Origin of the sequence: Streptomyces sp. NPDC051740, from assembly GCF_044453165.1 — a bacterium.
In the GTDB taxonomy this organism is placed as follows: Bacteria; Actinomycetota; Actinomycetes; order Streptomycetales; family Streptomycetaceae; genus Streptomyces; species Streptomyces atrovirens.
Window position 1 is genome coordinate 1 of sequence record NZ_JBITCL010000038.1, and the last position, 19624, is coordinate 19624.

The 19624-nt window shown below is 70.0% G+C and carries 13 protein-coding genes and 6 pseudogenes; 6 read left to right on the plus strand and 13 right to left on the minus strand.

From position 1 onward, the window contains the following. Positions 1-270 precede the first annotated feature (270 nt). Entirely contained in the window at positions 271-528 is a 258-nt protein-coding gene (locus ACIA6T_RS34350; protein WP_399450431.1) for an HU family DNA-binding protein, read from the plus strand. Between the two features lie 43 nt (positions 529-571). Here ACIA6T_RS34350 and ACIA6T_RS34355 read toward each other — a convergent pair. Next, positions 572-1150: pseudogene (locus ACIA6T_RS34355) on the minus strand (Dps family protein). Between the two features lie 207 nt (positions 1151-1357). On the opposite strand from ACIA6T_RS34355, the gene ACIA6T_RS34360 reads away from it, so the two are divergent. After that, positions 1358-2236: an ABC transporter substrate-binding protein gene (locus ACIA6T_RS34360; RefSeq protein WP_399450432.1), complete on the plus strand. Its 879-nt coding sequence runs from the start codon at positions 1358-1360 to the stop codon at positions 2234-2236. 59 nt (positions 2237-2295) lie between these two features. On the opposite strand, the gene ACIA6T_RS34365 is transcribed toward ACIA6T_RS34360, so the two are convergent. The 3 genes and pseudogenes from ACIA6T_RS34365 to ACIA6T_RS34375 all read right to left on the minus strand — a co-directional run bounded on the left by ACIA6T_RS34365 (position 2296) and on the right by ACIA6T_RS34375 (position 6706). Beyond that, positions 2296-5061 (minus strand): SpoIIE family protein phosphatase, encoded by a 2766-nt coding sequence (locus ACIA6T_RS34365; protein WP_399450433.1) that lies wholly within the window; start codon positions 5059-5061, stop codon positions 2296-2298. A gap of 278 nt (positions 5062-5339) precedes the next feature. Further along, positions 5340-6140: pseudogene (locus ACIA6T_RS34370) on the minus strand (transposase family protein). Between the two features lie 212 nt (positions 6141-6352). Next, positions 6353-6706, minus strand: a complete 354-nt coding sequence (locus tag ACIA6T_RS34375; RefSeq protein ID WP_399450434.1) for a DUF1330 domain-containing protein — start codon at positions 6704-6706, stop codon at positions 6353-6355. A gap of 446 nt (positions 6707-7152) precedes the next feature. On the opposite strand from ACIA6T_RS34375, the gene ACIA6T_RS34380 reads away from it, so the two are divergent. Both ACIA6T_RS34380 and ACIA6T_RS34385 read left to right on the plus strand, forming a co-directional pair. Further along, complete coding sequence (locus tag ACIA6T_RS34380; RefSeq protein WP_399450435.1) at positions 7153-7758, plus strand: dihydrofolate reductase family protein; 606 nt, start codon at positions 7153-7155, stop codon at positions 7756-7758. A 266-nt stretch (positions 7759-8024) separates the two neighbouring features. Beyond that, positions 8025-8264 (plus strand): annotated as a pseudogene (locus tag ACIA6T_RS34385) (transposase family protein); the annotation flags it as partial. A gap of 606 nt (positions 8265-8870) precedes the next feature. On the opposite strand, the pseudogene ACIA6T_RS34390 reads toward ACIA6T_RS34385, so the two are convergent. From ACIA6T_RS34390 to ACIA6T_RS34400, 3 genes and pseudogenes are all read right to left on the minus strand, one after another. Continuing rightward, a pseudogene (locus ACIA6T_RS34390) lies at positions 8871-9337 on the minus strand (IS630 family transposase); the annotation flags it as partial. Positions 9338-9367: 30 nt separating this feature from the next. After that, a complete protein-coding gene (locus ACIA6T_RS34395; protein WP_399450436.1) occupies positions 9368-10273 on the minus strand; it encodes a hypothetical protein in 906 nt (301 codons plus the stop codon). A gap of 314 nt (positions 10274-10587) precedes the next feature. Next, positions 10588-10923 (minus strand): EthD domain-containing protein, encoded by a 336-nt coding sequence (locus ACIA6T_RS34400; protein ID WP_399450437.1) that lies wholly within the window; start codon positions 10921-10923, stop codon positions 10588-10590. A gap of 67 nt (positions 10924-10990) precedes the next feature. On the opposite strand from ACIA6T_RS34400, the gene ACIA6T_RS34405 reads away from it, so the two are divergent. Further along, a complete protein-coding gene (locus ACIA6T_RS34405; protein WP_399450438.1) occupies positions 10991-11365 on the plus strand; it encodes a MerR family transcriptional regulator in 375 nt (124 codons plus the stop codon). A gap of 92 nt (positions 11366-11457) precedes the next feature. Here the strand turns inward: ACIA6T_RS34405 and ACIA6T_RS34410 are convergent. Then, a pseudogene (locus ACIA6T_RS34410) lies at positions 11458-11763 on the minus strand (transposase); the annotation flags it as partial. Between the two features lie 367 nt (positions 11764-12130). Between ACIA6T_RS34410 and ACIA6T_RS34415 the strand changes: the two are divergent. Further along, positions 12131-14899, plus strand: coding sequence for a hypothetical protein (locus ACIA6T_RS34415; RefSeq protein WP_399450439.1), 2769 nt, complete (start codon positions 12131-12133; stop codon positions 14897-14899). 68 nt (positions 14900-14967) lie between these two features. Here the strand turns inward: ACIA6T_RS34415 and ACIA6T_RS34420 are convergent. The 5 genes and pseudogenes from ACIA6T_RS34420 to ACIA6T_RS34440 form a co-directional block, all read right to left on the minus strand. Further along, a pseudogene (locus tag ACIA6T_RS34420) lies at positions 14968-15072 on the minus strand (PPOX class F420-dependent oxidoreductase); the annotation flags it as partial. A 13-nt stretch (positions 15073-15085) separates the two neighbouring features. Further along, complete coding sequence (locus ACIA6T_RS34425; protein WP_399450440.1) at positions 15086-15598, minus strand: hypothetical protein; 513 nt, start codon at positions 15596-15598, stop codon at positions 15086-15088. Positions 15599-15839: 241 nt separating this feature from the next. Further along, the gene (locus ACIA6T_RS34430; protein WP_399450441.1) at positions 15840-16457 is read right to left on the minus strand and encodes a dirigent protein; all 618 of its coding nucleotides are present in this window, start codon (positions 16455-16457) and stop codon (positions 15840-15842) included. 1489 nt (positions 16458-17946) lie between these two features. Next, positions 17947-18171, minus strand: a complete 225-nt coding sequence (locus ACIA6T_RS34435) for a hypothetical protein (RefSeq protein ID WP_399450442.1) — start codon at positions 18169-18171, stop codon at positions 17947-17949. A gap of 278 nt (positions 18172-18449) precedes the next feature. Continuing rightward, positions 18450-19607 carry a serine hydrolase domain-containing protein gene (locus tag ACIA6T_RS34440; RefSeq protein WP_399450443.1) on the minus strand — a complete coding sequence of 386 codons (1158 nt, stop codon included), beginning with the start codon at positions 19605-19607 and terminating at the stop codon, positions 18450-18452. Between the last annotated feature and the right edge of the window lie 17 nt (positions 19608-19624).

Below are 19624 nucleotides of genomic sequence, written 5' to 3' on the forward strand. Positions count from 1 at the left end.
ATCGCCGACGGCACCCCGGTCGGATGACCCGGAACAGGGGTGTGCCCCGAGCGGACCTGCCCGCCGGCGGGGCTGTCGTGCTCGGGATGGAGTGGGCGATGTACCCGCTGAGCCTCCTCGCAGAGCCGTTCGGCGCGGCTCCCGCCCGGGTCGCCGTCCTGCCGGGACCTGAGCGGTCGCCGTCCGCGTCGTCTGCCCCTCGGACGGGGCGGCGAGCGGCGGAACACGGTGACGGGAATGTCGTCACACACTGCCCCCGAAGGGGAAGCCATGGACAAGAACGCCCTGGTCGAAGCCGCCGCACGCCGAACCGCGGACACGGATCAGCACCTGGCGGCGGAGCAGGTGGAGCGGGTGGTCGACGCGCTCTTCGGCACCGTGGAGCACCCCGGAGTGATCGCCGAAGGGCTCAAGAGGGGCGGGACCGTCACGGTGCTCGGGTTCGGTACCTTCCACCCCGACGACGACCGCGTCACGTTGTGGCCGGGCCAGGCACTGAAGGAGTGTGTCAGCGGCGCCGTCGGCTGACCACCCACGGGAAGGAACGGGGCGCGGCTCGTTCCCGTCCCGGTCAAGGCTGCTCGCGTGCCTGGTCCGCCGCCTGTCCTGCGGCGCCGGTCTCCGTGGTGGCGCCGCAGGTGCTGAGCCTGCCGCCGCTGGACTCCAGGTGGGCGCGTACGAACGACTGGAACGGCTCCAGCCCCCGCAGTTGCTCGATGTGCATGTCCTGGGTGACCGGGTCGGACGTCTCGGTGGCCTGCATGGCCTCACAGTGGTCCTTGATCACACCCGTGCAGACGAGGTCCGGGGCACCGAGGTGCTCGATGGCTTCGGCCCGCCCGATCGAGTAATCGTTCCAGGTGCGCTCGTCGACCAGGGCACCGGGAGTTCCCTTGGGCTCACCACCGAGGGCGGAGATCCGCTCGGCGAGGTCGTCGGTCATGGACCGCACCTCGTCCACCTGAGGGTCGAGCATCTCGTGGACCGCGATGAAGTGCGGACCGACCACGTTTCAGTGGACGTGCTTCGACGTCAGGTGCGGATAGTTCAGCGCGTGCAGGCGCAGCTGCAGCATCGCCACGATCCGGCTGCTGTCCTGCGTGCTCGTACCCGGCACGGTGTACGAGAGGTCGGAACCCCGAGAGGCCACGGCACCACTCCTCTGTTCGTCCTATGCGGCGGTGAACACAAGAGCAGGCCCGGGACGGCCCGTCGCGTGGCCGCGCACGACAGCCCGCGACTGTCACCGGAGCGGAGCACCCCGCCGGGCTGCGGGCCGCCCTCAGGCTCGGGCGGTCGCATCGTGTGTGGTGATTTATGGTGACGTCAGGAGCATGTCCCTACCGGAGGTGCAATGATGCGCGCCGCGGCAGCGATCGTCTCCGGGGCTGTCAGTGTGGCGCTCATCGCCGTGACGTCGGCGTGCGACCAGGGCGGGTCGGAGCCGTCGAACGTCCGTTACGGTGACTGCCCGATCTCAGGACGATACGGGGAGTTCGACCTGTCGCCCGAGACGGCGGGCGCCCTCACGGTCAAGACGACCCTGCCCGCGCCCGGCTGGTGGAACGGCGACACGCCGGACTCCGTGACGAGCGGATACGAGTACTGCATGGCGGCCAACATCGCCTACCGGGCCGCTCTCGACCGGGTGGCGGTGAAGAACGCCCCCTTCCCGGAGGTCGTGTCCGGCCGGACCAAGGACTTCGACCTGGCCCTGGCACAGATCACGATCACCCCGGAACGGAGCAGGGTCGCCGCGTTCTCCCCGCCCTACCTCTCCTCGACCCTGGGACTGCTCATCAGGGACGGCGAGCAGATCGACGAGGACAACATCCGCGACGTCCGCATCGGGGTGGCCGAGGGCACCACGGGCGAGGAGTTCGTCGCGAACCGCCTCAAGCCGACCAAGCCCGTGACCGCGTTCGCCAACGACCCGGATCTGGTCACGGCGCTGGAGAAGGGGCGGATCGACGCGGTCGTCCACGACACGACGATCCTGCTGGCGTATCCCCAGAAGAAGGAGGACAGGGTGCGCCTCGTGGGCCGGTACAGGACCGGTCAGAGCTATGGCGCCCTGTACCCGAAGGGGTCACCCGACGAGGAGGAGCTGGACCGGATCATCAAGCAGCTGATCGACGACGGGACGCTCGCCAAACTGTCGGCCGTCTATCTCGGGGCCGCCTTCGGCCAGGATCCGGTCAAGATCCCGTACCTCACCGTCGACGACGGCTCCTGAACACCGCCGGGCGGGCGCACCCGTGAGGGGAGCACCGGTTCCGTGACCCCGCTCCCTCCTCACAGCCCGGCCGTCAGGAGACCGCTCAGGCCCCCGGCGGTACCGGTGTCCAGTGACTGCTCAGCCCAGATGATCTTCCCCCTGTCGGTGTACCGGGTGCCCCAGCGGCGCGACAGCTGGGCCACGAGGAACAGGCCACGGCCCCCTTCGTCGGTGATGGCCGCACGGCGCAAGTGCGGGGAGGTGCTGGTGCCGTCGCCGACCTCGCAGATCAGACTGTCGCCGTCGCGCAGCAGTCGCAGGCTGATGGGGCTCGCTCCGTAACGGATGGCGTTCGTGACCAGTTCGCTGAGGATCAGCTCGGTCGTGAAGGCGGTCTCGCCGAGCCCCCAGGACTCCAGCCTGCCGGTCGCCTCGGCCCGGATCCGGGAGACGGCGGCGGGGTCGTCGGGCACCTCCCACTCCGCGACCCGGTCCGGGTCCAGCAGCCGGGTCCGTGCGACGAGCAGGGCGATGTCGTCACTCGACCCGTCGCCCAGCATCGCGTCGAGCACCACGCGGCAGGTGCCGTCCGGGGTGGCTCCGTCCGTACGGAGCAGTGCCTCCCTCAGCATGCCGAGCCCGATGTCGATGTCACGCCCTCGGGCCTCGACCAGCCCGTCGGTGTACAGGACCAGTCGGCTGTCGGCGGCCAGCCGGAGTTCGGCCGTCTCGACCGGCAGACCCCCGCCCACACCGAGCGGCGGGGCGACGGGGATGTCGGGGAAGGTCACGGAGCCGTCGGCCGACACCAGCGCCGGACCGGGATGACCGGCCCGGGCCAGGACACACCGCCCGGAGACCGGATCGTAGACGGCGTAGAGGCAGGTGGCACCGGTGACGGCCTCGGTGTTCCCCTCGGCCGCCGCGTCCTGGTCGATCCGGGTGATCACATCGTCCAGGTGCGCGAGAAGCTCGTCCGGAGACAGGTCCAGCGAGGCGAAGTTGTGCACCGCGGTTCTCAGGCGGCCCATCGTCGCGGCGGCGTGCAGTCCGTGGCCGACGACGTCACCGACCACCAGGGCGACCCGGGCCCCCGGCAGCGGGATGACGTCGTACCAGTCGCCGCCCACGCCCGCCTGGGCGGGGAGATACCGGTGCCCGACCTCCAGGGCGGACAGCTCGGGGAGCGCCCTGGGCAGCAGGCTGCGCTGGAGGGTGACAGCCGTGGTGTGCTCGCGGGTGTAGCGGCGCGCGTTGTCGATGCACACGGCCGCCCGCGTGGCGAGCTCCTCGGCGGGGAAGAGGTCGTCCGACTCGAAGGGGTCCTGCTCCGAACGCCAGAACTCCACGACGCCCAGCAATTGCCCCCGAGCCTGGAGCGGCACGGAAATCATGGAATGGATCCCGTATTCGATGGCCTTCCGGGTCTGCTCCGGGTCCTGGGCGCGCCATCCGTCGGCCATGGCGAGGTGCGGCACCAGGACCGGACGACCGGTGGTCATGCCTACGGACACGGGGTTGTCGGACACGTAGCGCAGGGGCGTCCCGACCGGGTTGAGCGGCGCCTCCTCCCGGATGCCCGCGACTGCGATCCGGCGCATCTCCGTACGCGTTTCCGTCGGCTCGTCACCGAGCAGCACGGGCTCGACCAACTCCACGGTGGCGAAGTCGGCGAAGCGCGGGACCGCCACCTCGGTCAGCTCCTCGGCGGTGCGTTTCATGTCGAGGGTCGTCCCTATTCGTGTGCTGGCCTCGTACAGCAGTTGCAGGCGCCCGCCCGCCACCTCCGCCCGGCCCGCGAGGGCGCGCAGCTCCGTGGTGTCCCGCAGGGTGGCGACGACACCCCCCTTCGGGCCCACCGGCCGCAGGCTGACCGCGAGCAGGAGGTCCCCGGCGAGGAAGACCTTGTCCGTGACCGACCGGGCCGATTCCAGCAGCCTGGCCAGGGCCGGGCTCATCCCGAGCGCCGTGACCGGCTTGCCCTCGGCCTTCGGCGGCAGGGCGAGCAGCCGGCGTGCCTCGTCGTTGACCAGCAGCAGCTTCCCGTCGACGTCCGTGATGATCACGCCTTCGCGCACCGCGTGCAGCACCGCGTCGTGATGCTCGTACATGCGGGTCATCTCCACCGGCAACAGACCTCGGGTCTGGCGTCGCAATCGCCCGCTGACCAGCGCCGACCCGCCCGCGGCAAGGAGCAGCGCGACACCGCCGGCCGCGAAGAGCACAGGGAGCTGGTGCTGCACCACACTGGTCACCTTGTCCACCGTGACCCCCACGGTGACGAGGCCGACCGCGGTCCCCTCCTCGTCGAAGACGGCCACCGTCGAGTCGACCGCCTTTCCCAGACTGCTGTCGAACGTGGTCTGGTAGGGCTCACCTTCGAGCGCCTCGCCGTAGGAGGCGGAGACGTGCTTCCCGATCTGGTCCGGGTCCGGGTGGGTCCAGCGGAAGCCGTAGGGGCTCAGCGCCACGACGTAGTCGACACCGGTCTTCTTGCGCACTGCCTCGGCATGGGGCTGAAGCGCGGCGGTCGGGTCATCGCTCCGCATCGCCTCCGCCGTGCCCGGCGCCTTCGCGAACGACTCGGCCGCCACCAGCGAGCGATCACCGGCCTCCCGGATGGCGCTGTTGCGGCCCTGGATCACGAGCGCCACCACGGCCGTGACGATGAGCAACAGCACGACCACCAGTTGCAGCAGGAAGACCTGACCGGCGACGCTGCGAGGATTCAGCAGGGACAGGACGCGTCGGCCGGCCGAGCCGCGCTGCCCCTCCGGGCCGGCTTCCGACGGCACCCGGCCGCCCCGCCGGCCCACCGGGACGTATTGCCGAAGCTTACCCATTCGTCCAGTATCAGTGACCCATCCGGCGTGCGCGGCTCAGGACGGGCCTGCCGGGCGGTGCCGCAGTGCACAGGGAGAGTGTCCGTCCGGACCCCTCGGCGGGCGAGGCGCGGCAGCCCTGCCCCGCGCGCGGCGCCCGCTCCGGCAGAACCGCACTCCCGGTCCATGGGGCGGGGGCCACCTGCGCTGCGCCAGGGCCGCACCATCCAGGCCCTTGTCGCCGCCGCTTCGGCTGCGGCGTCGCGGCGCGCGTCACCTGGCCGATGGCGCGCCGATCACTACGAGCCTTTTCCCACCTCGGGTTGAGGCTGGTGAAGAACGAGAACGGTCTTCACGACGCCGGTGATCCGATTGGTACTGCAGCGGAGCTTCCGCAGAAGGCACCAGCCCTTCGGGGCAGCCATGGCCTGTTCGCCGAGACAGCGGATCCTGGCGTGGGTGCTGTCGTGCCGCCGCTTCCAGCGTTTGAGTAGACGGCCCCTGAACGGCACCCGGACGAGGCGTCCGGCGTCCTGGTAAGCCTTGTCCACCCAGCGCTTCACGTCGGCCTCGGCAAGCGAGTCAATGATGCCGTGCTACCGCGCGGCGGTCAGGTCATGGGGCGATCCGGGCAATGCCGGTGAGGCCCACAGCGGTCCGCCGAACGGGTCGGTGAGGACCTGGACGTTCGTGCCGTGACGTTTGTGTTTTCCGGAGCAGTACGGGTGTCGGCTGTGTTTCCGGAGCAGTACGGGTGTCGGCGGCGATCCGGTCGATCGGCAGCAGGGTGCCGTCCGGGATCGCGGAGGCTTTCGCCCGTACGGTCTTCATCGCCTCGGGCAGGGTCGGAGCGGCGGCGGCCAGGACGTCGATCACCTCACGTATGTATCGGTACACGGTCACGACGCCGATACCGAACCCGGTGGCGAGCCGTGCGTAGCTGTCCCCGCACCTCAGGTGGGCGAGGGCGAGCAGGGCCTGACGGCCGACAGGCAGCCGTCGCCACCGGGTCCCGATCTCTCGCTGCCGGGACGGAGCCGCGTGGTCAGGTAGCGCAGGGCGCCGCTGGACAGATCGGTCGACGAGGGACAGACGAGCACGCGAAGCTCCTGGCGGACACGGGTGATCTCGATTGAGGACCCGTCTACCAGGGGCTTCGCCGTCCCGTACCGCCGGCAACCTCCAACACCTCGCCGCCGCCGTCAAGTTGGAAAAGGCTCAATGGTTCGTTGAAGTTCGGACCTGACCGCCGGTGTTCGTGCTCGTCGGTGTCAGCGGAGGCGGACGCGGTTGACAGAGCCTGTGCAGCGTATTAGGTATTTCGCCCGGGCGTCCCTGCCTGGAGTTTCTCCGCACGTTCAAACGGGTCGTACCCGGGACCGACGCCCTCGACCAATACGAGGTCTCCGCTGATGTGGTCGGCTCGCAACCGCAGGATCTTCTGGTACTCGGCGGACTCGTACCAAGCGCGGGCCTCGGCCATGCCAGGAAACTCGATCAGCACCATGCTGCCCGGCCAGCTTCCCTCTACCACCGCCGTCGGCGGGCCGTGGATCAGAAAGCGGCCATGGAACGGATCGAGGGTGCCCTGGATCCTTTTGAGGTACTCAAGGATGTCCGGGTGGTGGCGACGGTCACGTAAGTGCGCGAACCCATATGCGGGCATGTCCGACCCCTTCATTCGTTCCGACAGGAGAACGCAAACGTAGCCAGGAGCGTCGCGCGCCTCAATGACTTCAGAGGTAAGCGCCGGTCTTCTGAGTCAGGGATTCTGTTCAAATGTGCAGATTCGCCTGGTGGCACGTATGGGGCGGCCGAAGGCCAGGGCCGCTTCAGGTTCCGGGATCGCGTAGATCGTCGGGGGCGTTCGCGGGTGGGGCTGAGCTGGGGCTTTGACAGAACTCACACCGCTGCTCCCCATCGCGTGGGGATCATTGCCCGACTGTGTGCAGAGCGCAGTCATGCGGGACTCCGGGTCCTCCGAAGCAGTGCCGCCCCGCCGACCTGACCAGCTGCAGCGTCATGGGTTTTCTCGTCACTCCACAGCACGACCGATGAGTTTGTGGCTCCCGGCCGGTCCAAGCTCGTGACATCCCAGGAAAGGACACCGCCATGTCGGAGCTTCTCGTCGACTTCATCACCTCCCTCGACGGCCACGCATCGGGAGAGGGATGGCCCGGGTTCTGGGGCCTCGAGGGCCCGGAGTACCTCGCATGGCTCGGCAAGCAGCCCGGGGCCACCTACCTGATGGGAGCGAACACCTACCGCCTGATGTCGGGTTTCGCCGCAGGCGAGGTCCCGAACGGCCAAGACGAGTTCAGGCCCGAAGAAGAGGCATCCGTCGACGAGCTCACGCAAGCGTCCAAGGTGGTGTTCTCCTCCTCGCTCGAGGAGCCATTGACGTGGGCCAACTCCACGCTCGTCCGCGACGACGCCGTCGAGGCGGTCCGCGCCATGAAGTCGAGTGGCTCGGGGCTCCTCAGCACGATCGGCAGCCTCAGCCTGTGCCGGTCCCTGCTACGAGCCGGACTCGTCGACCGCTTCCGGGTCGTGATGTTCCCGGTGATCACCGGGAACACGGGAAAAGAACGCATCTACGACGGCTATCCGGACGTTGCCCTCGAGATGGTCGAGCACCGTACCTTCGACGGCCGCATCCAGCTGGTCGAGTACAAGCCCCGCGTGCTCGAGCACCCGCCGCTCGGCGTCCCTGCGTGACGTCGCCCCGTCCGCCGGTCCGGACGGCCGCCAGGCCGGCGCCGGCGGGCGCGGAGCAAGACCTCACAGGGGGCGAACGGCCAACGTCAGGACGCCCGCTCCATCGTCGCTGTGCGGCGGGAGTCGACGCCGCAGCAGAACAGGCACGGAGTCAGTGATCTTGTCGGTGTCGAAGCCAGCTGATCACGAAGAGGTCCCCTGCCTGCCCGCTCATCCTTGCCGTCCTGACCGAACTGGGTCCACTCGACGAACACGGCATCGGGTGTCTGCACGCCCAGCTCGAGCGCGTCCCTGACCCGCGCTCGCGCCGCGGCCGTTGGTATCCCCTGGTCAGCGTGCTGCTGATCTGCTCGTGCGCGGTGGCCTCCGGCGCGCGGACCATCGAGGAGATCGCCGAGTGGGGCCGGCGCGCCGCCGTCGGCCTGCTGGCACGGATGGGGGTGCGCCGCCACCTGCCCGGCCGCTGCCGTGCCACCTCTCACCCCACCCTCACCCGGATCCTGGCCGCCGTCGACGCCCTGGACACGGCCGTGGGCGCCCACCTGGCCGAACACAACCACGGCGACATGCAGGCCGCGGCCGCGCCCGGGCGGGCGATCGCGGTGGATGGCAAGGCTCTGGCCGACTCCGCGCATACGGTCCAGCGCCACCGGCACCTGCTGTCGGCCGTCAGCCATGCCCCTGCCACGATCACCCTCGCCTCCCACTCGCTCAAGACGCTCACCCTCGCCGCGTCCACGGGTGGGCCGGCCTTCCCCTGCGGCCGGCAGGCACTGCGGGTGCATCGCCGCCGCCAGGAGAGCGGGCGCAAACAGTCACGCGAGACCGGCTACGCCGTCACCAGCCTGGATGTCCTCCAGGCCACCCCGCTGACCTGGAGGAATTGTCAAGAACTGTGGATGGGGTCTCATCCTGGCTGTCTGCAGCATCAGCGCGTGCCTGGGATATGGATCGGTCCCGACATTGCCGCCCGGTGTAGGAACTGGTGGTGGAGCGGGGTCTTGACGCTGCTGTTCACGGGCATGGCAGTGGCGACGGAGGCGACAGCCACGACGGGTCGCTGGTGGTGGGGCGGCGCCGTTGGCATCCTTTGGCCGGCTTCGCTCTTCTCCCTCGAGGACGGCGAAGAGGGTGGTGGTGCCGGCGCGGACGTAGTCGTGGCCGCGGCGTTCGGGGGCGCCGGGCATCATCGGCAGGGCGGGCTGGGACCGGTCCAGGGCCTGGATCTGCGACTCTCGTCCACGCAGAGGACCAGTGCCTTCTCCGGCGGGTCGGGGGAGAGGCCGACGACGTCGCGGACCTTGTCGATGAACAGCGGGTCGGTGGACAGCTTGAGCCTCTGTGAGCGGTGCGGGGCCAGGGCGAACGCCCGCCAGATCCTCGAGACCGTCGACTGCGACATCCCCGCGGTCTCGGCCATCGATCTGGTCGACCAGTGGGCGGCGTTCTTCGGCGTCTCCTCGAGCGTCTTGACGACGACCCGTTCGACGTCGGCGCCGGTTGTCTTCCGGGGGACACCGGGCCGTGGGCCGTCGCACAAGCCGTCCAGTCTCCGCTCGAGGAAGCGGCGCCGCCAGGTGCGGTGAGGATCGGGGGTGGTCGGGTGGGTTCAGTCGCCCCCGCCGAGGTCGCCGCTGTCCGAGCCGCCGTCATAGGTGTCCGAGTCGGCCGCGTCGTCGAGGTCGTACCGGGGTGTCGTACGGCCGCTGCGGCTGGGGCTGTCCGTTGGGCGTGAGCTTGTCGTCCTGGGCGGTGTGCGCCGGTCGGGCGGGGTGGACGAGCTGACGACGGACACCCGGTAGCGAGTGCGGCTGTCCTCGTCGGCCAGGGCCCGGGTGACGGCGGCGCGGCAGTGACGGGCGAAGCGGGGCCAGGGACGGGATGTGCTGACGGGCCAGATCGCCGCCAGGGCGGCCAGCACGGTCCACAGCGGTATCCAGGCGGTCGTCCATACGCCCGGATCCCTGGAGGGCAGCCCGGGCACCGGACACCGCGTGATCATCGCGTGGAGGGACAGGCCGAACGCCGTGACGAGGGCGGCCGTCAGCGAGGGGGTGCGGTATGTGCCGAACTCGCTGCGCAGCGGCGGACGACGTGCCCGGAGGGCCTTGCGGAACCGCGCGAAGCGGGAGTCCTTCAGCAATTCGTACACCGTGGCGCCCTTGTGCCGGCGCAGGGTCGTCACGAGCGCTGCCCGTACCGGGTCCTTCTGCGTACCGAGGCGTCCACGTGGCACGGTGATCCGACCCGCCTCGTCGACCTCGGCATCGCCGGCCAGGATCAGCAGGCGGACGGCCACCTCCGCGGCGTAACCCTGCTGTTGTGGCGACGCGTCGTCCCACGAGGCGCCGAGCCACCACGCCGCCCGGATCGGATCCACGCCTGCTGCGAGGACGTCCTTCAGGAACGTGCGCTCGTCTCGTGTGCGCCGCCACCAGGTCGCGTACAGTGCCGCGTTGACTCCTGCGAACGCGAGCAGCCAGCCGGTGGCGGTCCATTCCATGCCGCCGCTCATGACAGGGAACCCGCCGCCCCGCTCGATGGGTACGACACCGGACACCACCCCCGTCGGCCGCCTTCTCCTCCCAGTCGGCCACCAACGTGCTTCTACGGCAGCCTACTTGGCGAAGTCTGCCACTATGCCGGGCATCCAGCCCTCTGCGTCCGGCCAAGCCGTTTCGTTCGGATCTCTGATCGCAGGTTCGGGTGTGTCGTTGACTGATGCGCCGTGGGCCCGGGATGTCAACGATGTGACGGGCGTGGACGTCGACGTTTACGCGGGGGTCGGCCGTGAGAGCTGAGTCGGTATCCGTCTGCCGAGCCGGTCCGTCAGATGACCTTCCTCTCCTCGGTGACCGTCACGGCCACCGAGTCCATGTCGATGAAGCGTGCTTCGTCGGGTTTGACCAGCGTCCGGTAGTTCTCGGAGGCGAAGAAGGCGTCGTGGTCCTCCCAGTCCTCGAACCAGATTTCCGTCAGGCCGTCGTAGGCCCGGGGCGGGTAGTTCTCGGCGGGGACCGGGTGGGACACGGTGTACTTGCGCACATGGCGCTCCGCCTCCGGGATGGAGGTGAACAGCGGCGCGTGCCGGTCCCGGTGGTGCTCGACGAAACGCTCGTACGGCATTCCCTCAACGCGGTTGATCATGAAGATGAGCTTCAGCATGGAGTTGACCTAAAAGCTCACATCAATGTCAGGAGCAAGTGAGTCAGCAGCATGTGAGGAGTTCGGCATGCGGATCGGTGAACTGTCCGCCCGGACGGGAGCCAGCCGCCGGTCGCTGCGCTACTACGAGGAGCAGGGCCTGCTCGTCAGCTCCCGCTCGCCCAGCGGACAGCGCCACTACGAGGACGAGCACGTCCAGCGGGTGCGCCTCGTGCAGGCGTTCCTGGCAGCAGGCATGTCCAGCGGCACCATCGCCGAGATGGCGCCCTGTATGTCAGAGCCGACCGAGGACAGGGCGCGGCAGGCACTGGAAATCATGGGCCGCGAGCGGGCCCGGCTGTCCGAGGCCATCGACGGCCTCGCCGCCGCCAGGGCCGCGCTGGACCACCTCATCGAGGACAACCACACGTACCTGGCACGGTCGGCGGACGAGGATCCGTGAACTGAGGACGTTCGAATCAGCGCGCGGACCAGAGGAAGGTGCCTGCGACGTGGAGTCCGGCCAGGCAGATGGCCGCGGTCTTCTCGTAGCGGGTGGCGATGCCTGTAGGCATCGCGGTCGAAGACGGGCGGTCTGCCGCCGACTGGTCCGCGCCGGGTCCGGTCGGCCCTTTCAGGGTTCACCGCTCGGATACCGCGTCTGCGCAGGTGGTCGCGGATCGCGCGGGACGAGTGCGCCTTGTCGGCCAGGACCAGGTCCGGCCTGGTGCTGGGCCGTCCGCGGCGGCGGGGAACGCGCAAGCGGGCCAAGACGTCCGTGAAGGCGGGTGCGTCGTCGGCCTGTCCGGCGGTGAGGACGAACGCCTTCCGTTCACCAAGGACAGTTGCATGGTGGTCTGCCAGTTGAGCAGGGAGTACTCACCGGCAGACGGTGCACTCCAGGGAACGGAACCCGCGCACTCAACCGCGGAGATCATCTACACCACTCGACGGAACGCCATCACCGCTTCCGTCTCAAGTGTCCGCTGGAGCGGGTAAAACCAACTCCCGCCTGGTGATCCAGTTCGTGTTCGAGGACGTGGAAACCAGCATGCTTCGCGACGACGTATCGGAGAGCGATCAGCCGCACTGGCTTGATCGCATCACTCGCCCGCTATCGGCGTCTCCTCACGGACAACCCGCAGACACCCCTCCCCCGTCCTAAGTGACGCGAGGGGCGCCCGAGACCGACGGGACGTCTGCGCACGGAGTTTTGAGGAGAGGACCATTGATCCATGCCCGGCGAATATGCGTGACCGCCGTGGCGGTGCTGGCGGCCCTGGCGGGCTCACCCGGACTGGCACAGGCCGAACAGCCTCACAGATCGGCGCCGTTGAGCACGGCGGACGACAATCCGCTTCCGCCGGGGTGGCGGATCGACGGGGAGGGCGGGGCGCGTGAGCTGGTCTGGCGCACACCGAAGGCCGTGCCCATGGGGGATGCGCGGGTCGAGTTCCGTACCGGGGACCGGCTGCTCGGGGCGCCGAAGCCGGCGAGGGACGGGAGGACTTTCCGGCTCGCCCTCGGCAGGACGCAGCCCGAGCAGTTGACGGACCTCCAAGTGACGGCCGCGGGGCGCCGACTGGACGCGGCAGCCGACGAGACGCACCGGTCCGGATCGCGCGTGGCGCGGATGCCCGCGCAGGCGCCGGCGAACGGCGTTGATCCGGGCAGACCCGGCTCGTACCGCACGGTCACCGGGGAGTACGACCTCGACCCGGTGCGCCTGCCCGGGTTCGACACCCCGGTGGAGATGACCGCCGAGGTGGTGGCGCCGAAGGGGGCCACCGGCAGTCGGCCGCTCGCGCTGTTCCTGCACGGCCGCCACGGCACCTGTTACAAGCCGGGCTCCGAGGACGACGTGACCGGCGACTGGCCCTGCGCGGACGGCTACAAGCCGATCCCGAGCCACCTGGGCTACCTGCGCGACCAGCAACTGCTGGCTTCCCAGGGCTATGTGACGGTGTCGATCTCGGCGAACGGCATCAACGCCCAGGACTGGGAGGCCGAGGACGCCGGCGCGCAGGCGCGTTCCTCGCTGGTACGGCAGCACCTCGCCCGCTGGGCCGACTGGAGCGCCCATCGTTCCTCCGCCCCTGCCGTCGTACGCGAGGCGGCAGAAGCGGACCTCTCCCGTGTCCTGCTCGTCGGCCACTCACGCGGTGGCGAGGGCGTCAACCGGGCCGCCATGGACAGCCTCTACCCGCCGCCGACCGCCGAGGACGGCTACCGGGGCCCGGTGCGCTGGAAGGTACGCGGGACCGTGCTCATCGGACCGACGATCTTCGGCCAGAACCCAGTCGCCGACGTGCCGTCCGTGACGCTGCTTCCTGGCTGCGACGGCGACGTGTCGGACCTGCAGGGCGAGAACTTCGTCGACGGGACGCGCGGGATCAGCCGGGGCACGGCCCTGCACAGCGCGGTCTACATGGTCGGCGCCAACCACAACTACTTCAACAGCGAGTGGACCCCGGGTGAGGCCGTCGCACCGGCCGGGGACGACTTCGGGACCGACCCGGAGCAGCCGGACCCGGTGTGCACGCCGGGTGCCGCGACCCGGCTGACCGCCGCCCAGCAGCACAAGGCGGGCGCCACGTACATCGCCGCCGCGGCCCGGCTCTTCCTCGCCGGGGACGATCGGGTGCGTCCGCTGCTCGACGGTTCCGGCAAGCGGGCCCCGTCCGCGGACCCGGCCCGGGTGCTGACGCACGCGGTCGGCGGCCGTCGCGGCGGTGGTTTCCTGCCGGACGGCGATGTGGAGGTGACCGGAGCCCGGCTGTGTTCGGCGATCGACCCCGACCCGGCCGTGGCCTGTCTGGATCCGGAGGCTCCCGGATCGTCACCGCACTTCGCGTGGTGGGAGACGGAACAGGAGACCGGCCGCAGCGCGGTGGACCTGAAGTGGTCCGCGCCGGGCACGGCCGCGCGCATCACCCCGCCCAAGCCGCTCTCCCTCCGCGGCTCCCAGAAGCTCGCGCTCCGGGTCTTCGTACCGCCGAACACGACCGGCACGAAGTTCGACGTGTCCGTCACCGACTCCTCCAACCGTCGGGTGACGCTGGGCCCGGTCCGGGTGGACGGGCTCCCGGGCTCCGCGAACACCGCCTCCTACTGGGCTCAGGAGCTGCGCGTCCCGCTGTCGGCCGCGACCCGGGCCGGGCTCGATCTCAGGCATGTCAAGTCCCTTGAACTGACGCCCCGTTCGCAGTCCGGGCGGGCCTGGCTGATGGACGCCTGGGGCTGGGCGCCCGGCACTTCGGCGGTGAAGGCGGCCGCACTGCCGCGTGTCGACGTGGGCCGCACGATCGTCGAGGAGGGCGACTCGGGCACCCGCACCTACCGGGTCCCGGTCGAGGTCTCCGGGCACGGCAGCGGGCAGGTCCGCGTGTACGTCCTCGACCCGGACAGCGGCCGGACCGAGGACCGCCTCGTGACCGTACGGCCCGGCAGCGACGCGATCGACGTGCCGGTCGAAGTGAAGGGCGACACGGTCTACGGCTACGACGTAGAGCACGACATCGCCGTCAAGGCCGTCCACAATGCCGTCGTCGGCAAGCACCGGGGTGGGCTCACCGTCGAGAACGACGACCCCGAGCCGGTGATCACCCTGTCGCCGGTCGCGGACCGGGTGACCGAGGGAGAGACGCTGACCTGGCGGTTGTCCGTGGATGCGCCCATGGCCGTGAACATCTGGCAGCCGGTGCGGGTGCTTCCGGTCACCGAGGGCGCCGAGCTGTCCACCAAGGACGTGGACCCGCAGTGGCTCATGGACTGGTCCGGTGACGTGCCCGACCCCGAGCGGCCGCTGTCCGACGCGAACCTGTGGGTGTGGCTGAACGTCCCGCCCGGGAGCACCGGCGTGGACTTCGTCGTGCCGATCGTACGGGACCAGGTCGCCGAGCCGACCGAGTCGATGCGCCTCGCACTGACCGACGACAACGCCGAGCCGCTCCCCGACGGGCCGGTGCTGACGGGGACGGTGCTCGACAAGCCGTAAGCACGATGTACGAGGGATCGTGAGCGCCCTCTTGTGCGGGGTCCGGCCTGTCCGGGCCCCGCGCTCCACAAGGTCACACGGATCCCGACCGTCCCGTCCAGCCCCCGGCGCAGCCTGCTGCCGCAGAGCGTGAGCCGGCCGAGGATGCCGTACTTGCGGGCCAGGAGCCGCCTGCCGAGGCCGTTGTCAGACAGGGACGATCCGGCCGTTGTCGATGCGGAAGTTCTCGGTCGGTGAGCAGCCGATCGATGGCGTGATCAGCACACTGACGGCAACCGGTGCGGGTTCCGCACTGGAGGTGGAGAACTCGCACACCGCGTGGCGGCCGGTCAGCGGGAACCAGAACCAGGAATCCGCCTCGCCGACCAGAGCACGGTCCGATTCCCTCCACGCGCCGTTCTCGAAGGTGAAGACCTGGAGGCGCACGGATGCCGCGAACGGGTCGGTCCGCGACCTCAGAGCGGTGAGTGTGAACTTGAAGTCCCCGTCCAGGACCGATGAGGCGATCCGCCGGCGCTCCGCCGGCCGGGGCTCGGTCTGTGTCTCCTTCCCCTGACCGGCCGTCGGGCGGGCCTGCGGGGCGGTCGGCGACGGGTTCGGAGGGCCACCGGCGGTTGCGCCGATCGTGGCTGTGACGGCCGTGGCGGTGGCCGCCACGACGACACCCCAGCCTGTGAGCGTACGGAAGTTCTTGATCACGACGTCTCCACGTGTGGTGATGGGTACGTGTTCCGAGGTGCTGCGCACCGTCTTCGAACCGGCGCGCCTCACGGCCGACCGGGGCTGTGCCGGCACCGGCCCGAATGACGCCACTCCGCCTGGTGGCTCGGGGAAAGAGGACCAGGAAGGGCCTGTGACGGGACTGTCCGACGCCTGGTGCGGGTCGGAACCGTTGTTCCCGTCACCGCGTCCCGGGCGGCGTCGGTACCACTCGACGCGGCTACTTGCCGGGGAGGGACGGACGCACGGGCGTCGGCACCTCGGCCGGACCGCGACCGTCCTCGGTCCGGTGAGGCCGCACGTCGGAGATTTCGAAGGTGAGTTGCCAGGTCGCCGGCGTCAACACCCGCTGTGTCACCTGACCATGAGCCCGACGGAACTCCCCGCTGCCTCCGGTGATCGCGTTGACGACCGGACCCGGTACCGGAATTCCGGCTTGCTCGCCCTCAACGGTGATCTGACCTTCCGGCAGCACCGCGGTCGACGCGCACTGTCCCGCGTTGCGTTCGAGGTCGGTGATGACGCAGAACCCACCGATGCGCCCGACTACGCGTTCCTCGCGTCCCTCGGTCGACGTCAGGTTCCCGCTGAAGACGAACTGGTCGCCGACACTGCGGCCCGCCGCCCCCAGATCGAGCTCTTCGCCGACCTGCAGCCGGGCTTCTGCGTGGATGGTACGGCTCTTCGCCGAGGAGCCGTCGTCAGGGCGGGGTGCCGCAGCCGGGGCTGTGTCCGGGGGGACCACGTCGGCCGACGCGGGCCCGATGAGGGTGAGCCCGGCAGAACAGCCGAGAACCGCAACGGCGAAGAATGTGAGGGGTCGGCCGGCGAAGCCCATGGTCGCCTCCGTGTCTGTGGGAATGAACAGGGCCAGTGCCGCCAGGCTTCGTCCGAAGTCGACGCGGCCGGACGGTGGCGTGTCGGGTCGGTTGACGGAGGGAGGGGCACCCGGGCGGTTCCCGGGGCCGTGGGCGAGAACGTACGAGAAGACCCGCGGAATCACCGGGAATCCTCGTCACGCTCAGCCTGGTGGTGACGCGTCTCGTCCGAGTTCGTTCATGACGGGCCCTCCGTCTGGCGGAAACGCTAATGGCGGTTGTGGCGACGTGCTCAGCAGAAGGACGGCGATGGGGCCATTGGGGTGCATTTCCCGGGGTGAGGGGGAGAGGCCTTGCGTGTGGCGGGTCCGTCGGGGCACGCGGACGAACGCCGCCCTCGCCCGAGACCGGCTCGCCCTGTCCTGCCCGGTGGAGCAGTTCCTCGTGCGCGTCACGAGGGACGGGTGACCTCCCGGACCGCCTTGATCATCCGGGGACGTCGTCCACCGCGTTTTCCGGACCGGCCGTGTCCTGGGCCGGCGCATGGGCGTCGGTCACGGACCTCGTGATCGTCCGGCAGGCCGTTGTGGTCCGCGGCAGGTCGAGATCGCCGGCGACTCCGAGTGGCGCAGCCTCATCGACTCCTCGTACTCCCGCAGGGCCGGTGACGCGCGGACCGTGCGCCGGACCGGAGCGGCACCGTCCCCCGCGCGATGCCGCAGCAGGGTCTGGACTTCGCGGCGCAGCACGAGGACGAGCGGCTCGTGCGGTGACCGCGCGGGTGAGGCGTTGCCCGAGGTCCTGGTCCTGTCCGAACACCAGGGCCCCTTTCGAGGCGGGCTCCACATGCCGGTCGAGAAGTCGTACCCCTCGCCGAGGCGCGGCCGCGCACATCGAAAGCCGTGCAGGTCACACACGCGGACGCGGGATCCTGATCGTCTGAAAGCCGGCCGGGCGGACAGGCCGGCTGTTTCGGCTTCGGTGCGTCAGGTGGGGAGACCGGCGCGCGTGGCGTCCGGTGCCGCGAACGGCCGGTCCGGACCCAGGAACCGCATCGCGTTCCCCGCGAGTTGTCGCCGTATCTCTTCGTCGCCGAACTCTGCTTCCCTGAGCCAGCCGGGCAGACGGCTGTAGCCGACACCTCTGTACGCCGCCGACTGCGAGCGCGTGCGGACGTCAACGGTGTGGCACCGCAGGCTGATCCCCCGAAAGTGGGACTGCAGCACGTGCCGGAACAAGCCCGGGAGACCGGCGACCGCGGGTGCGGTGAAGGCTCTGGTCCTGCAGCCCGCCAAGCAGAATCCCCGCTGGGGCTGTCGACGGATCCAGGGGGAACCGGTCCGGCTCGGACACCCGGTCGGCCCGGCTCCGTGTGTCCGCCTCGGCCGATGACCGGGCCGCGGCGGTGTGTCCGACGGCGGCCCGGGCTCCGCGTCTTCCGTGGTGGTCGGCTCGGTCATGTCGTTCCCTTCGATCGGTCGGTGTTTCGTAGAGTCGGCAGCCCGTCGCCTACCGCCGGCACGAGGCGATGATCAGGAGCAGGAGGAGCGTGATCCCGATCATCGGGAGGCAGCCGACGGCTTCGGGATTCTTACGGTTGATCTCGACGCTGCCGCCCGGGACGAGTTGGGGATGGCGGTCGGCGTAGTGGGCGACCGAGAGGTCCTCGGCCTCGGACTCGGTGGTCCACCGTGTGGAGAAACCACATTCGCCGCACCGGTAGCGGTATGCCATGTCGGCTCCTTGATGCCGCAGGTAGGGGTGGAGGGGTGGTGTCACGCCTGCCTCGGCGTGGCACGGAAAACGAGCCGGGGGCCGGCCGGCGAGGGTCCGTCCTGAATGACCGGCCCGGGAGCGGCCGTGGCGGGGCGCCGTCTGCGCGGTGTCCGGTCATCGGAGGAGCGGGCCGGGACCTGGCCGGTCGACACCGGGAGCCGGGGGGTGAGGGGCGGGAAACGGCCCGGCCGGGCCGTTCCCCGCCCCGTGCCGTTCTGCGCGAGGCGGACGTGGAGTCAGGGGCGCTGCACCACGTCCTCGCACAGAGCCGTGTCCAGGAGTTCGTGCAGCTGGTCGGCCGGTGGGTTGACCTGGAACAGCGCGTTGGTCACGACGGACGCGTGCCGGCCGTTCTCGGCGACCATGGTCTGCGACATGTAGCCGGGCACCCCGCCGCTGTGGCCCCAGGCCACGATGCCGCAGGACAGCTCCTTCCTGCCGATGCCGAGGCCGAAGCTGACACCGGGTCCGGCCTCCCGCACCTTCTGCATCTCGGCCAGGCCCGCGGCCGAGACGACCCTGCCCGCGAGCAGCGCCTGGTAGAAGGCGGTGAGGTCCTCCAGCGTCGAGATCATCGCCCCCGCGCTGCTGAAGAGGGACGGGTCGTAGGTGAGGACGGGCGTCCAGAAGTAGAAGCTCCCGGCGCGTACGCCGTGATAGCCGTTGACGGCCGGGGCGGGCAGGGCGCGGTCGCCGGGGGCGGGGAAGACGGTCCGGCTCAGGCCCAGCGGTTCGATGACGCGGCTGGTGACGGTCTCGTGCACCGGCTGCCCCGTCACCTTCTCGACGAGCATGCCGAGGACCAGATAGTTGGTGTTGGAGTACGTGAAGCCGGTCCCGGGTGCGGAGACCGGTGCGTAGCTCAGCCCCTTGCGTACCAACTCGGCCAGGTCGTACGTACCGTCCGGGTTGGATACGGGTTTGTCGACGACCACCTGCGGGACGTACGCCGCGAGGCCGCTGGTGTGCTGGAGCAGCTGGCGCACGGTGATGCGGGTGCCGTCGTAGCCGTTGCCGGTGACCACACCGGGCAGGTAGTCCGCGATGGCCGCGTCCAGCGAGATCTTGCCCTCGTCGACCAGTTGCAGCACCACCGCCGCGGTGAAGGTCTTGGTCTGGCTGCCGATGCGGAAGTGCTCGTCCGACCGGATGGGCCGGTCGCTGTTGAAGGTGCCCGTACCGGCCGACAGCGTCCAGGATTCGCCGGCGCCCCCGGCGTGGATCGCGGCGCCCGGGCCCGCGTCCGCCTGGAACGCCTTGAGCGCAGCGAGTGTGGCGGTGTGGTCGTCCTCGGCCGGCCGGGCATGCGCCGCCGGGGCCGTCAGCGTCAGCATCGTCGCGCACACGGCGCCGACCACGACGGGGAGTTTCGTCCTGTTCCGTTTGATCACCATGGTGTCCACTCCTTGGA